Source organism: Mycobacterium sp. 852002-50816_SCH5313054-b, from assembly GCF_001667185.1.
Lineage (GTDB): Bacteria > Actinomycetota > Actinomycetes > Mycobacteriales > Mycobacteriaceae > Mycobacterium.
In genome coordinates this window covers 46,439-60,451 of the sequence record NZ_LZIC01000069.1, presented here as the reverse complement: position 1 = coordinate 60,451, position 14,013 = coordinate 46,439, and the positions used below count along the sequence as shown (strand labels likewise).

Below are 14,013 nucleotides of genomic sequence, written 5' to 3'. Positions count from 1 at the left end.
TTCGCCGGCAGCGAACACCTTCACAGCGGGCGTTGTGAGGTGTGAGGGCGCCGTCATGTGGGTGTCACATTCAGCGATTTCTCCTTAATTTGCGGCCCCTACCCTCGTGGCATGGCCCAATCCGAAACCGGGCGCGAGCACTGTGCCGCGCGTCACGTCATTGTGGTGGGGCACGGCATGGTTGGCCACCGCCTGGTCGAGGCGCTCCGTGCCCGCGACACCGAGGGGTATTGGCGTATCACGGTTTTGGCGGAGGAGGCCGACGCGGCCTATGACCGCGTTGGCCTGACCTCCTACACCGACAGCTGGGACCGGGCGCTACTGGCACTGCCCGGCAACGACTACGCCGGTGACGAGCGGGTCCGGCTGCTGCTGAACGCGCGCGTCACCCAAATCGACCGGGCCGCAAAGTCGGTGTTCACCGCCGACGGCCAACGGCACAGCTACGACGCCCTGGTGCTGGCCACCGGGTCCTACGCGTTCGTTCCGCCGGTGCCCGGCCATGACCTGCCCCTGTGCCACGTCTATCGCACGCTCGACGACCTCGACGCCATCCGAGCCGACGCCCAGCGCACCCTGCAGGCCGGCCGCACCTCGGGGGTGGTCATCGGCGGCGGGCTGCTGGGGTTGGAAGCCGCTAATGCGCTGCGCCAGTTCGGGTTGCGGACGCACGTCATCGAGATGATGCCGCGGTTGATGGCCCAGCAGATCGACGAGGCCGGCGGTGCCCTGCTGGCCAGGATGATCACCGAGCTCGGCATCGAGGTGCACGTCGGCACGGGCACCCAATCGATCGAATCCGTCGATCACGCGGACGGCTCGACGTCGGCGCGGGTGCGCCTGTCCGACGGCGGGGTCATCGACGCCGGCGTGGTGATCTTCGCGGCCGGGGTCCGGCCGCGCGACGAGCTGGCGGCCGCCGCGGGGCTGACGCGCGCCGAGCGGGGCGGCGTGCTCACCGACTTATCCTGCCAGACAAGCGATCCCGACATCTACGCGATCGGGGAGGTCGCCGCGATCGAGGGGCGCTGCTACGGCCTGGTCGGGCCCGGCTATACCTCCGCCGAGGTGGTGGCCGATCGGCTGCTGGACGGCGCGGCGGAATTCCCGGAAGCGGACCTGTCGACGAAGCTCAAACTGCTGGGCGTCGACGTCGCCAGCTTCGGCGACGCCATGGGCGCGACCGAGAACTGCCTCGAGGTCGCCATCAACGACGCGGTGAACCGGACGTACGCCAAACTGGTGCTGTCCGACGACGCCAAAACCCTGCTCGGCGGAGTGCTGGTGGGCGACGCCTCGTCGTACGGGGTGCTGCGGCCCATGGTCGGCAGCGAGCTACCGGGTGATCCGCTCGCGTTGATCGCGCCGGCCTCCTCCGACGGCGGGTCGGCTTTGGGTGTTGGGGCGCTTCCCGATTCGGCGCAGATCTGCTCGTGCAACAACGTCAGCAAGGGCGACCTGAAGGGCGCGATCACCGGCGGCTGCGCCGACGTTGCCGCGCTCAAGTCGTGCACGGCGGCGGGCACGTCGTGTGGGTCGTGCGTGCCGTTGCTCAAGCAACTGCTGGAAGCCGAGGGCGTGGAGCAGTCCAAGGCGCTGTGCGAGCACTTCAGCCAGTCGCGCGCCGAGCTCTTCGAGATCATCTCCGCCACCGAAATCCGGACGTTCTCGGGGCTGTTGGAGCGCTTCGGCAGCGGAAGGGGTTGCGACATCTGCAAACCCGTGGTCGCCTCCATCCTGGCGTCCACCGGTTCCGACCACATCCTCGACGGCGAGCAGGCCTCGCTGCAGGATTCCAACGACCACTTCCTGGCCAACATCCAAAAGAACGGCAGCTACTCGGTGGTCCCGCGGGTCCCCGGCGGCGACATCAAGCCGGAGCACCTGATCCTCATCGGACAGATCGCCCAGGATTTCGGGCTTTACACCAAGATCACCGGCGGTCAGCGGATCGATCTGTTCGGTGCCCGCGTGGACCAGTTGCCGCAGATCTGGCAGCGGCTGGTCGACGGCGGCATGGAATCCGGCCACGCGTACGGCAAGGCGCTGCGCACGGTGAAGAGTTGCGTCGGCAGCGACTGGTGCCGTTACGGCCAACAGGATTCGGTGCAGCTGGCCATCGACCTGGAGCTGCGGTACCGCGGCCTGCGCGCCCCGCACAAGATCAAGCTCGGTGTCTCGGGTTGCGCGCGCGAGTGCGCCGAGGCGCGCAGCAAGGACGTGGGCGTCATCGCCACCGAAAAGGGGTGGAACCTCTACGTCGGCGGCAACGGCGGCATGACGCCCAGGCACGCTCAGCTGCTGGCCAGTGACCTCGACACCGACACGCTGGTCCGCTACATCGACCGGTTCCTGATGTACTACATCCGGACCGCCGATCGGTTGCAGCGCACCGCGCCGTGGGTCGAGTCGCTGGACGGCGGCCTGGATCACATGCGCGAGGTCGTGTGCGACGACTCGCTCGGCCTGGCCGGCGAATTCGAGGCCGCCATGGAGCGGCACGTGCAGAACTACAAGTGCGAATGGAAGGGCGTGCTGGAGGACCCGAACAAGCTGTCGCGGTTCGTCTCCTTCGTCAACGCCCCGGACGCCGTCGACTCGACGGTGACCTTCACCGAACGTGCCGGACGCAAAGTACCCGTGCCCATCGGCATGCCGCGGGTCCGTGTGGGAGAGGAATCATGACAGTTCTCAACGACATTCAGGTATGGACGACCGCCTGCGCCTACGACCGCCTCATTCCGGGTCGTGGCGTCGGAGTGCTGCTCGACGACGGGACGCAGGCGGCGCTGTTCCGGCTGGACGACGGGTCGGTGCACGCGGTCAGCAACATCGATCCCTTTTCCGGGGCGGCCGTGCTCTCGCGCGGGATCGTCGGGGACCGCGGTGGCCGCGTCACCGTCCAATCCCCCTTGCTGAAACAGGCTTTCGCGCTCGAGGACGGCTCCTGCCTGGACGACCCGCGGGTCTCGGTGCCGGTGTATCAGGTGCGCGTGACGCCCGAGGGCGAAATCCAGATCGCCGCCTGAGGGCTAGCGGGAGATGTCGCCGACCAAATAGCGCTGCATCGTCGGGCCGATCGCGTCGACCAGCGTGTCGACCGACATCGAGTGCAGCGGCTCGGAGCGAATCCCATAGCGCATGATGCCGAGGCCGACCAGCTGGGAGGCGCACAACGACGCCCGCACGGCCGCCTTGTCGGCGCCCAGCATCTTCAGGATCGGGCCGAAAACCGGGCCGATGAACATGGCCTCGACGATTTCGGCGGTCTTGGCCATCCCGGTGGAGGCGACCGCGCTGGCCGCGAAGGGGCCGCCGCCGGCCGCGTCCCAGGTGGTGATCAGCATGTGCAGCGTGCGGCGGCCCACCTGGTTGACCCCGCCGGTGACGATCCGATCGATGAACTCCGGTGTGCCGAAGGGCAACCGCAGCATCTTCGCCACCGGGTCAAGGAGCCCGCGCGAGGGTTCTTCGCGGCTAGGCATGAAGCCAGAATCGCCGGTATGCGATCAAAGATCAAGCGTCGCGGGCCCCGGCGTGCCTCTTCAGGTGGGGTCCATGAGCCAGCAGAAGGCTGGGCCGGCGCGACGCGTGCCGCGCCGTGACGGGGACGAGCCCCGGCACGGCCCGGCGGAATCGATGCGCAACGAGCCGGGCCAGGCCGGGGTGGGTGCCCAGCGGTTGGCTCACCACATCGGCACCGCTGGCCAGCAGGCGTTGTTGAAACAGGCCGTCGGCCAGGAGGTAGGAGGCGACCACCACGCGCCGTGCACCGCCGCGCCGGGCGGCGGCCACCGCGTCGGCCACGGACGGATCGCCGGTGGCCGCGAATCCCAGCCGCACCCGCGCGCCGACCATGGCCGACAAGGTCGTTGCGGTGACGTGCAAGTCGGCGCGCGCCCGCGGATCCGTGGTGCCCGCCGCCGCGAGGATGACCGAATCGCCCAGCCGCCAGCCGGATTTCACCAACTGGTCGGCGACTATACGCGCGATCTCCCCGCTCGGCCCCAGGGCGGGGGCGAGGGTGACGTGCGGGTGGCCGCTGGTCGCGACATGGGCGGGCAGGTCGGTGCGCACGTGATAGCCCCGCGACAAGAACGCCGGCACCACGACCGCGGGGCGGCCGCCTGCCGCCGCCCGCGACAGCACCTCGCTGGGGCTGGGGCCCAACACGTCGACGAACGCGACCTGCACGCGGCGGTCGAGCAGTGCGCTCACTCGCGCCGCAAGGTCGCCGATCATCGTGACACCGCCCGGTCGGCGGGTGCCGTGCGCGGCCAGGATCAGGTCCACGGGTCGCCCTTGGGATCGTCGACGGCGAGCCGGTAACCCCGCTTGACCACGGTCGCGACCATGTTTTTGTCGCCCAGGGCAGTTCGCAGTCGCAGCACGGCCGTGTCGACCGCGTGCGGATCGTTGCTGTTGCCCGGCAGCACCCGCAACAGATCGGTGCGCGCGACGACGTCGCCGGGCCGTTGTGCCAGTGCGCGCAGCACCGACATCCCCGACGGCGACAGCAGCTTGATCGAACCGTCCACCAGCACGCAGGTGCCGCGGATGTCGAGCGTGTGGCCGGCCACCTTGACGGTGCACGATCCCAGCAGCGGCAACTCCTCGGCGATATGCCGGGCCAAGGCCCCCAACCTCATTCGCTCGGGCGCCGATGTCGGCACGCCCTTGCGGATCAACGGTTTGGACGTCACCGGGCCGACGCACATCGCGTGCACATCGGTGCGCAGGGCCCCCAGCACCTGGTCCTCGATGCTGAGCTCTCGGCTGCGTTCCAGCACCGCGGCGGCCGCGGGCGCCGACGTGAAGGTGACCGCATCGAACTGCCGGCGCGCGATCCCGGTGACCAGCTGGTCGAAATCGCCGCCCAATGGCGTTGGCTTCCACCGGTAGACCCGGATCGGGATCACGTCGGCTCCCGCGAAGCGCAGCCCGCCGAGGAACTCCGGGAAAGGGTCCCAGGCGTCGGCGGCGCCGTGCAGCTGGATGGCGACGCGCAGCCCGGATACGCCCGACTCGAGCAGATACTCGAGCACCTCGTGTGAGGATTCGGACTCAGGGGACCACTCCTCGTGCAGCCCGGCGGCGCGCACCGCTCCGGTCCCCTTCGGCCCGCGCGAGACGATCCGCGCCGACGACAACGACGTGACGAGCTGGTTGGCCAGGCCCCACCCCTCGGCCGCCGCGAGCCAGCCGCGGAATCCGATGCCGGTGTGCACGACCAGGATGTCGGGGGGATCCGCGATCAAAGCCGCTGTGTGCCTGTGTAATTCGTCATCGTCGGGCAGCGCGATCATGTTGATCGCGGGGGCGCTGCAAACCTCGGCGCCCTGCCGGCTCAAGAGCGCGCACAGCTCCTCGGCGCGGCGGGCGGACGTGACCGCAACCCGGTAGCCGGTGAGCGGCGCGGATTTTGGTTCGGCCATATGACCTGTGTAGGCCTGTGACGTTTCCGACGCGTTACCGGGGAATTGCTGACGCATTGCTCCTGTTGCGACGGCGCTCACACCCGTGCGAACTCAGTCTGGGCCTGCGAGCTCGCCACGTCCGGGGCCGCCGACGCGGGCCGGCGCACGTAACGCGCCCACGTCAAAACCGCTGCGGCGACATAGAAAAACAGGAAGACCCAGAACGCCAACGTGTCGGTGCCGGTGCTCAGGTAGGACTGGCGCAGCGCGAGATTGATCCCCACGCCGCCGAGCGCGCCGAAAGCGGCAACGAACCCGATGACCGCGCCCGACGTGGCTTGCGACCAACGACGGCGGTCGGTGTCGGTCAGGCCGAGCCGGTGGCTGCGCGCCTCGAAGACCGAGGGGATCATCTTGTACACCGAACCATTCCCCAACCCGGCCAGGACGAAAAGGGCCATGAACCCGCAGACGTAGCCGACCATGGTGGCCGTTGTGGTGAGGCCGGGAGTGCGGTCGTCGTGGGTGCTGAGGGCGACCAGGAACGCGGTGGCGACCCCCATGGTCGCGAGCACCGCCAGGGTGACGCGGCTGCCACCGATGCGGTCGGCCAGCCTACCGCCGTAAATTCGCGCCACCGACCCCAACGCCGGGCCGATGAAGGCGAATTCGGAGGCGTGCAGCGCGGCGTCGGCGTGGCTCTGCCCGGTCCCGACGAAGTTGATCTGCAGGATCTGGCCGAACGCGAACGAGAAACCGATCCAGGAGCCGAAGGTGCCGAGGTAGAGCATCGCGAGCACCCACGTGTCGCGCTCGGACAGGATCGAGCGCAGATGGCTGACGTCGTAGGTGGCGTGCGCCAGGTTGTCCATGTAGCGGGTCGCACCCAGGGCCACGGCGGTCAGCAGGAGCAGATAAAGGCCGCACACCCAGTACGGCTGGCGGTGGCCGGCGATGGCGATCACCAGCAGCCCGACCAGCTGGATCATCGGCACCCCGAGGTTGCCGGCCCCGGCGTTGAACCCGAGCGCAAACCCTTTGCGCCGGTGCGGGTAGAAGAAGTTGGTGTTGGTCATCGACGCCGCGTAGTTGGCCCCGCCCATTCCGGTCAGCGCCGCGCACACCAGATATGGCCACAGTGGCAGGCCGGGGTGGGCGAGCAGCCAGATCGTGCCGACGGTGGGCACCAGCAACGCCACGATTGAGAACACGGTCCAGTTGCGGCCACCGAAGGTGGCGATGCCCAGTGAGTAGGGGATACGCAGGCATGCCGCCACGAAAGTTGCGGTCGCGCCGAGCAGGAATTTGTCGGCAGCCGAAAAGCCGTACACGTTCTGCGGCATGAACAGCGCCATCACCGGAAACAGGGTCCAGACGCCGAAGGCGATGTGGTCGCAGGCGATGATCCACAGCAGATTGCGCCGGGCGATCTTGTTGTTGCCGGCCTCCCAGGCGGCCGCGTCTTCCGGATCCCAGTTCGTGATGCGGTGGCTGCGGCCCATGCTGTCTGCACCTTTCTGCCAACTCTTCCAGCGGGTTTGTCCCGGGCGGCGACGACGATGTCGCCGGGTCTCGCAAGGGCTCACCCCCAGGCGAAATGGCCTGGGCGCGTTGATGACTCACTGCCGTCAACCGCGGGCGCGCCGATTTGATCGCGCAAGGTCGCGCGAACGAAGAGACTTGCCCCGCCGTACGTTTCGATGCTCACATTAAAGACAGAAGCCCGTCAACTCGATCCGGCCGATATCGCCTGTAAGTTGAATCCCAGTTATCTGGTAAAGAGCTGAGCAACAATTCGGCAACGGTAATAGCTGCCGCGTCAAGTGATTTCGCGCGGTTGTGGGATTTGGTGTGAGCTGGAATACATTTCGTTTGAAACGGAATTCCGCGGCTTCACGCCACTGCGGAAATTCGCCTTACTACCAGACGTCGCCGGCGCGCCAGTCGCACGTCAGGGCCGCGGAGGTGTCCAAGCTGATGCCGACGGGCAGGACGTACACGCCGCCGTCGTCGTCGGGGGTGCGGACCGGACCGGTGGGAGCCAGCACCGAGGTCGGCCCCCGCCAGCGCAGCCACCGGCGCGCCGTGTACACCGCGCGGGCCGCGTCGGACGAACTCGCCGCACCCACCTCGTAGGCGCCGCGGATCACCTGCTCGACGCCATCGAGCAGGGCGTGCACCAGGCCCTGCCCCCGGCAGTCCTCCCGCACCGCGACCCCTTCGACGTAACCGCAGCGCAGCGCGTCGTCGCCGTAGCACAATCGCCGCTGGATCACCGCGGCGTGCGCGATGATCGCGCCGTGCTGCCAGATCAGGGCGTGCATGCCGCCCAGCGTGTGCTCCCAGTCGTCGTCGGTGAAGTCCCCGGCGAACGCGGCGGTGACCATCTCGCGGACGCGCTGCCGGGTTTCGCCGTCCAGATCGGCGGTGTGGACCAGGCGTGCCGTGTGGACCTGGGCTTGCACACTCCTTGTCTACCAGCCCTGTCCACCGGTCGGCGCTAGGAGAATGGCGACCCCGCGGCGCTCGAAACCGGCCGTCCCGCGGACCGGGGCCGCGCCCAGTGCAGCCGCACGTACTGGCCGGGTCGTACCTGGGCGACCTTGTCGATGTCCTCGTCGGTGACCACGCCCACCACCGGGTAGCCGCCGGTCACCGGATGGTCGGGTCCCAGGATCACCGGTAAACCGTTGGGCGGCACCTGGATCGCGCCGCGGGTCGTTCCCTCGCTGGGCAGCTGGCGGTCGGGGTAACGGTGCTGCAGCGGGCGGCCCTCCAAGCGCATCCCCACCCGGTCGCTGCGGTCGGACGCCATCCAGATCGTGTGCACGAGCGCGTCGGGATCCACCAACCAGTCGTCGCGCGGCCCCGGCACCGCCCGCAGCTCCACGAGGTGTTCGGCGATGCCCGCCACCGGGGCCTGGTCCAGCTCGGGGTAGTCGTCCGTGTGCGCGCCGACCGCCAGCCGGTCGCCGGCCCGCAGCGGCGCCGGGCCGATCGCCGACATCACGTCGTAGCTGCGCGATCCCAGTACCGGCTCCGCGCAGATGCCGCCGCGCACCGCCAGGTACGTCCGCAGGCCCGCGCGCGGGGTGCCCAGGGTGATCACCTGCCCGTCGCGAACGTGGTGAATGCTGTTGGTGCCGAACTCGATTCCGTCCACGGTGGGGTCGGTGTCGGCGCCCGTCACCGCGATGTCGACGTCGCCGCCGCGGACCCGGGCGCACAGGCCGCCGAACGTCACCTCGACCGTCGCGCGGTCATCTGGGTTGGCGACCAGCCGGTTGGCCAGCCGGTGGGCACTGCGGTCGGCGGCCCCCGAACGGCTGACGCCGAGATGGGCCAGCCCCGGACGGCCGAGGTCCTCGACGACGGCGAACGGGCCGGTGCGCAGGATTTCCAGGGTCACCATGGCTACCTCCTCAGACCGCCCGGAACCGAACCCACATGCCCTGCGTCAGCAACGCCGGGCTGGGACGTTCGAGGTCCCACAGGACGGCGTCGGTGCGCCCGATGAGCTGCCAGCCGCCGGGCGACTGCCGCGGATATACCGCGCTGAATTCCCCGGCGAGGGCGACGGAGCCGGCCGGCACCGAGGTTCGGGGCTCCGCGCGGCGCGGCACCCGCAGCCGCGCGTCGCCGTCGACCAAGTACGCGAAACCCGGTGCGAATCCGCTGAATCCGACCCGCCAGAGGCTGGAGGTGTGGGCGTCGATCACCTGCGCCGCGGTCAGCCCGGTGGCCTCGGCGACCTCGCGGAGGTCCGGGCCGTCGTAGACGACGTCGATCACCACGTCGGCGCCGCGGCCGGTCGCGGCGTCCGCGGTGGCGGTGACCCGCATCTTGCGGAGCCGCTGCCGGGTCACCCCCTGCCAGCGGGGGTCGTCGAGCTTGACCAGCACGGTGCGGGCGGCGGGGACGATGTCGAGCACACCGGGCAATGCGGCCGCGCGCAGGGCGTCCACCCACGCCAGTACCTCGGCGGTGCTGCCGCATTGGAGCATCAGCGCTTGGTCGCCGTAGTCGTAGACGGTGTTGCCGACCAGGTCGGTCGACAACCCCGTGGGGACACCCCCGCTCATGTCCGTCACGCTCATTACTCGACGGTAACTCCGCGATCGGGGCAGGCGGGAGGGGATGCGGACGGATTTTCGAGCACTGCCAGAGGTGCCTTAGCGAACGCTCAAACAGGGCGGCGCTAACCCAGGATTTTGCCCAGCTGCGGCGGCAGTTGATCGGCGATGACCGGGTAGCTCAGCGGCGACGCGAACGCGATCGCGCCGGCCTGGTCCTTGGTGGTGAAGATGTGGCGGTTCTGGGCGGTCGCGAGCGTGCCCGCCACCTCCGGGTCGGCCAGGAGCGCCTTTTGCTCGTCGGGGCTTTCGGTCGTCCAGATCACCACGTCGGCGGAATCGAGCACCGGCTTGATCTGATCGCGCGGGATGACGGCGCGATGATCGCTGCCGAAGGGCTTGATGCCGTCGGAGATGACGAGGCCCATCTGGTTGAGGAAGTCGGTGCGCCAGCCCGCCAGGGTCGCGACCACCGTGCCCTGAAAGAACGTGCCCTGCATCAGCAGCGCCTTCTTGCCCTTCCACTGCGGATTCTTCTGGGCGACATCGGTGAACTGCTTGTCGACACCGTCGATCAGTGACTTCATCTGGTCGGGCTGAAACACCGCCTGGCCGACGGCGGTGGCCTGCTCCTTCCAGGGCTCGAAGAAGGCGTCGCCGTCGGATTGCGCGACGGTCGGGGCGATCGCCGACAGCTTCTGATAGGTGTCGGCGTCCACCCCGGCGTTGATGGCCACGATCAGGTCGGGTTTGAGCCCGGCGATCTGGTCTACCGGGATCCCGTTGTCCAGGCTCAACACCACCGGCTGGGCCGTGCCGAGCTTGGGCTGGGCCCAGGGCCACACCGCGAAGGGCTGGTCACCGAACCAGTTGGTCACCGCGATGGGCACCACGCCCAGCGCCAGCAGGTCGTCCTGCTCGGTGTAGCCCGCACTGACGACGCGCTTGGGCGGCTCCTTGATGACGGTCTGACCGAACAGGTGGGTGATCGTCACCGAGCCGCCGGGCGCGGCGCCCGGTGCCTGTTTGCGCGGCGAGCACGCGGTCGGCGCGCCGGCGATCGCGGCCACCCCCATCGCCCCCGCGAGCTGCAAGAATCCCCGTCGATTCCAACCGCTCATCGCGTGAGATTATCGCGTTCTCGGCCCGGGCCCGCTCAGCGGCATGCCGGCGTCGAGAAAGTTCAGGGCCCGATAGATCGTCTCGGCCGTTTTCGGCGCGCTGTCGTAGGCCGACATCATCGCGCCCACCATCGCGCCGACGAACACGCGAACCTCGAAATCGTCTGCGGGACGCCCGATTCGGTCGCCGATGGCCTCGGCCATGACGGTGACGGTGCGGTGGTACTCGTCGTAGAGCGCGGCCTTGAGTTCGGGTATCGAGAAGATCAGCCGTTGCCTGGTGCTCTCGAACTCCGACTGCTCGTCGGACAGGGCCGCCATCGTCGACTCGTAGGCGCGGCGGATGGCCTGGGTCGGCGACAGTTCGGGCGGCTGGGCCCGGAACGCGGCCAAGATCAGCGGGTCCAGGTCGTCGGCCAGCAGCAGCGACTCCTTGGACGGGAAATACCGGAAGAACGTGCTCGGTGACACCTCGGCGGCGTCGGCGATCTGTTCGACGGTGGTGGCGGCGTAGCCGTGGGCGTCGAACAGGCGAAACGCCTCACGCCTGATGGCCTGCCGGGTCTTGATCTTCTTGCGTTCCCGCAGTCCCATGGGCTGGTCGGTCGCCTGCATGGGTTAATTCTCCCGCATCCGGGCGGCAAAAAGTTCTTACAGCGGCCCAGGGGCCGTTGCGAGATCCACGTATCTCCGGCGTAACTGCGCACACCACGACCGGTAACAGTCAGTCCTTAACGTCGGGTCCGTGACCACGACCACTCCCGAGACCGGCACTGGACTCCTCGCGCCCGCGCCGCGCCGGCATCACCACGGGCGACACTGGATCGACGACTGGCGGCCCGAAGACCCCGCGTTCTGGGAGACGACCGGCAAGCCGATCGCCCGTCGCAACCTGATCTTCTCCATCTTCGCCGAGCACGTCGGGTTCAGCGTGTGGATGCTGTGGAGCATCGTCGTCGTCCACATGACGGCCGGTGCGCACGGGCACGCCGCCGCGTCCGGTTGGGCGCTGACCGCCAGCCAGGCGTTGTGCTTGGTCGCGGTGCCCAGCGGTGTCGGCGCCTTCCTGAGGCTGCCGTACACGTTCGCGGTCCCGGTCTTTGGCGGCCGCAATTGGACGACGATCTCGGCGATGCTGCTGGTGATCCCGTGCCTGCTGCTGGCCTGGGTGGTGAGCCACCCCCACCTGCCGTTCCCGGCGCTGGTGGCGATCGCCGCGACCGCCGGCGTCGGCGGCGGCAACTTCGCCTCGTCGATGGCCAACATCTCGTTCTTCTACCCCGAGAAGGACAAGGGCTGGGCGCTGGGCCTCAACGCCGCCGGGGGCAACATCGGCGTCGCGGTCGTGCAGAAGATCATCCCGCCGATCGTCATCGCCGGCGGCGGGGTGGCGCTGTCGCGCGCCGGCCTGTTTTACGTGCCGCTGGCCGTCGTGGCCGCGGTGTGTGCCTTCCTGTTCATGAACAACCTCACCGAGGCCAAGGCCGACGTGAAGCCGGTTTGGCAGTCGCTGCGGCACCGCGACACCTGGATCATGTCGCTGCTTTATATCGGCACGTTCGGCTCGTTCATCGGCTACTCGGCCGCCTTCCCGACGCTGCTCAAGACGGTGTTCGGGCGCGGTGACATCGCGTTGGCGTGGGCGTTCGTCGGCGCGGGCATCGGATCCGTCATTCGTCCCGTGGGGGGCAAGCTGGCCGACCGGATCGGCGGGGCGCGCATCACCGCCATGAGCTTCGTGATGCTCGCCGCCGGCGCCGCGGCGGCGCTGTGGTCGGTCAACGCCAAGAACCTGCCGCTGTTCTTCGCCAGCTTCATGTTCGTGTTCGTCGCCACCGGCATCGGCAACGGCTCGACCTACCGGATGATCTCGCGGATCTTCGTGATCAAGGGCGAGCTCGCCGGCGGCGACCCCGACACCATGGTGCACATGCGCCGCCAGGCCGCGGGGGCGCTGGGCGTCATCTCCTCGATCGGCGCCTTCGGCGGGTTCGTGGTGCCGCTGGCCTACGCCTGGTCCAAGTCGCACTTCGGCAGCATCGAGCCCGCGCTGCGGTTCTACATCGCGTTCTTCATCGCGCTGCTGGTCGTCACCTGGTACTTCTACCTGCGCAAGAAGACCCGGATCGGGCGGCTGGGTGTCTAGCCGTTCTGGTAGCGCGCCCAGGGGCTGTAGTCGGCGATCAGCTCCTCCTGCGGCGGGCGCTGGTCGTCCGGCACGTGCTGCAGGTTGATCCGGATCCGGTACCAGATGGAACTCGGCCCGCGCATCCCGTCGACCAGCACGTCGGCGGGTTGCAGCAGGGCGGCCGCGGCGGGATAGCGGTCCCGCCAGGTGTCCAGCGCGGCCATCGCCTCGTCCTTGGTTTTGGTGCGGGCGATCTCGATGAGCGGTTTCGACGAGACGCGCCCGCCCTCGGTGCGGGTGCCGGACCCCTTCGGCGCGCGCTCGGGTGGTCCCATCTCCTCGGCCAGCATCAGCAGCCGATCGAGCTCGCCGACCGCGTCGTCCATCCCGGCCCACGCGTCGCCCAGTTCGGCGAACCGGTCGGGCACCGTTTCGATGGTGAACGCCTCGGGCCGGCAGCCGGCGACCTCCTCCCAGCGCAGCGGTGTCGAGACCCGCGCGTCCGGAGTCGCCCGCACGGAGTAGGCCGACGCGACGGTGCGGTCCTTGGCGTTCTGGTTGAAGTCGACGAAGACGCCCTCGCGCTCCTCCTTCCACCAGCGGCTCGTCGCGACCCCGGGCGCCCGCCGCTCGACCTCGCGGGCGACGGTCTGGGCCGCCAGTCGAACCTGGCGGAACCCCCAGCGTGGGGCGATCCGGGCGTAGATGTGAAACCCCCGGGACCCGGACGTCTTCGGCCACGCGACCAGGCCGTAGTCCTCCAGCACCTCGCGGGCAACCATCGCGACCTCGACGATGCGCGGCCACGCGACCCCGGGCATCGGGTCCAGGTCGACGCGCAGTTCGTCGGGGTGATCGAGGTCGCCGGCGAGCACCGGGTGCGGGTTCAGGTCGACGCAGCCCAGGTTGATCGCCCACGCCAGCCCGGCGGCGTCGTGGATGACGGCCTCGGCGGCGGAAGTGCCGCGCGCGTAGTGCAATTCGGCGACGTCGACGTAGTCCGGCCGGTTGGCCGGCGCCCGCTTCTGGAAGACGGCCTCCTGCCCGATGCCCTTGACGAAGCGCTTGAGGATCATCGGCCGCCCGGCGACGCCGCGCAGCGCCCCTTCGGCGACGGACAGGTAATAGCGGACCAGGTCGAGCTTGGTGTACGGGCCCGCGGTGCCGTGGCGTTCGAAGACCACTTTGTCGGGGTGGGTGACCGTGACCTGGTGCCCGGCCACCTCCAATGACGCCGGACCGGTCATGTTCATCATCGTAAGTCGGGGGGTATT

Annotated in this window: 13 protein-coding genes; 3 read left to right on the top strand and 10 right to left on the bottom strand. The window is 69.0% G+C overall.

The genetic code is table 11. The features are described from left to right. The first annotated feature begins 111 nt into the window (after positions 1–111). Together nirB and nirD are read left to right on the top strand one after the other, a co-directional pair. Positions 112–2,685 carry a nitrite reductase large subunit NirB gene (nirB, locus tag A5787_RS15210; protein WP_082977243.1) on the top strand — a complete coding sequence of 858 codons (2,574 nt, stop codon included), beginning with the start codon at positions 112–114 and terminating at the stop codon, positions 2,683–2,685. Next, entirely contained in the window at positions 2,682–3,029 is a 348-nt protein-coding gene (gene nirD, locus A5787_RS15205) for a nitrite reductase small subunit NirD (protein WP_066968334.1), read from the top strand. The genes nirB and nirD overlap by 4 nt, the downstream gene beginning before the upstream one ends. Positions 3,030–3,032: 3 nt before the next feature. On the opposite strand, the gene A5787_RS15200 is transcribed toward nirD, so the two are convergent. From A5787_RS15200 to A5787_RS15160, 9 genes are all read right to left on the bottom strand, one after another. Next, positions 3,033–3,485: a hypothetical protein gene (locus A5787_RS15200; protein WP_066968332.1), complete on the bottom strand. Its 453-nt coding sequence runs from the start codon at positions 3,483–3,485 to the stop codon at positions 3,033–3,035. A 31-nt stretch (positions 3,486–3,516) separates the two neighbouring features. Further along, positions 3,517–4,293, bottom strand: coding sequence for a sirohydrochlorin chelatase (locus A5787_RS15195; RefSeq protein WP_066968330.1), 777 nt, complete (start codon positions 4,291–4,293; stop codon positions 3,517–3,519). Beyond that, positions 4,284–5,435, bottom strand: a complete 1,152-nt coding sequence (locus A5787_RS15190) for a uroporphyrinogen-III synthase (RefSeq protein ID WP_066968328.1) — start codon at positions 5,433–5,435, stop codon at positions 4,284–4,286. The genes A5787_RS15195 and A5787_RS15190 overlap by 10 nt, the downstream gene beginning before the upstream one ends. Before the next feature lie 77 nt (positions 5,436–5,512). Continuing rightward, positions 5,513–6,919, bottom strand: a complete 1,407-nt coding sequence (locus tag A5787_RS15185) for an MFS transporter (protein ID WP_066968326.1) — start codon at positions 6,917–6,919, stop codon at positions 5,513–5,515. Between the two features lie 417 nt (positions 6,920–7,336). Beyond that, a complete protein-coding gene (locus A5787_RS15180) occupies positions 7,337–7,882 on the bottom strand; it encodes a GNAT family N-acetyltransferase (RefSeq protein ID WP_066968324.1) in 546 nt (181 codons plus the stop codon). A gap of 35 nt (positions 7,883–7,917) precedes the next feature. Beyond that, complete coding sequence (locus A5787_RS15175) at positions 7,918–8,829, bottom strand: 5-oxoprolinase/urea amidolyase family protein (RefSeq protein WP_066968321.1); 912 nt, start codon at positions 8,827–8,829, stop codon at positions 7,918–7,920. 10 nt (positions 8,830–8,839) lie between these two features. Next, on the bottom strand, positions 8,840–9,514 hold the full coding sequence (locus A5787_RS15170) for an allophanate hydrolase subunit 1 (protein WP_066968319.1): 675 nt from the start codon (positions 9,512–9,514) through the stop codon (positions 8,840–8,842). Positions 9,515–9,615: 101 nt separating this feature from the next. After that, positions 9,616–10,611, bottom strand: coding sequence for an ABC transporter substrate-binding protein (locus A5787_RS15165; RefSeq protein ID WP_082977242.1), 996 nt, complete (start codon positions 10,609–10,611; stop codon positions 9,616–9,618). Positions 10,612–10,620: 9 nt separating this feature from the next. Next, positions 10,621–11,226, bottom strand: a complete 606-nt coding sequence (locus tag A5787_RS15160; RefSeq protein ID WP_066968314.1) for a TetR family transcriptional regulator — start codon at positions 11,224–11,226, stop codon at positions 10,621–10,623. A 130-nt stretch (positions 11,227–11,356) separates the two neighbouring features. Between A5787_RS15160 and A5787_RS15155 the strand changes: the two genes are divergently transcribed. Continuing rightward, a complete protein-coding gene (locus A5787_RS15155; protein WP_066968312.1) occupies positions 11,357–12,757 on the top strand; it encodes an MFS transporter in 1,401 nt (466 codons plus the stop codon). Here the strand turns inward: A5787_RS15155 and A5787_RS15150 are convergent. Then, positions 12,754–13,995 carry a DNA polymerase domain-containing protein gene (locus A5787_RS15150; protein ID WP_066968309.1) on the bottom strand — a complete coding sequence of 414 codons (1,242 nt, stop codon included), beginning with the start codon at positions 13,993–13,995 and terminating at the stop codon, positions 12,754–12,756. The genes A5787_RS15155 and A5787_RS15150 overlap by 4 nt on opposite strands. Between the last annotated feature and the right edge of the window lie 18 nt (positions 13,996–14,013).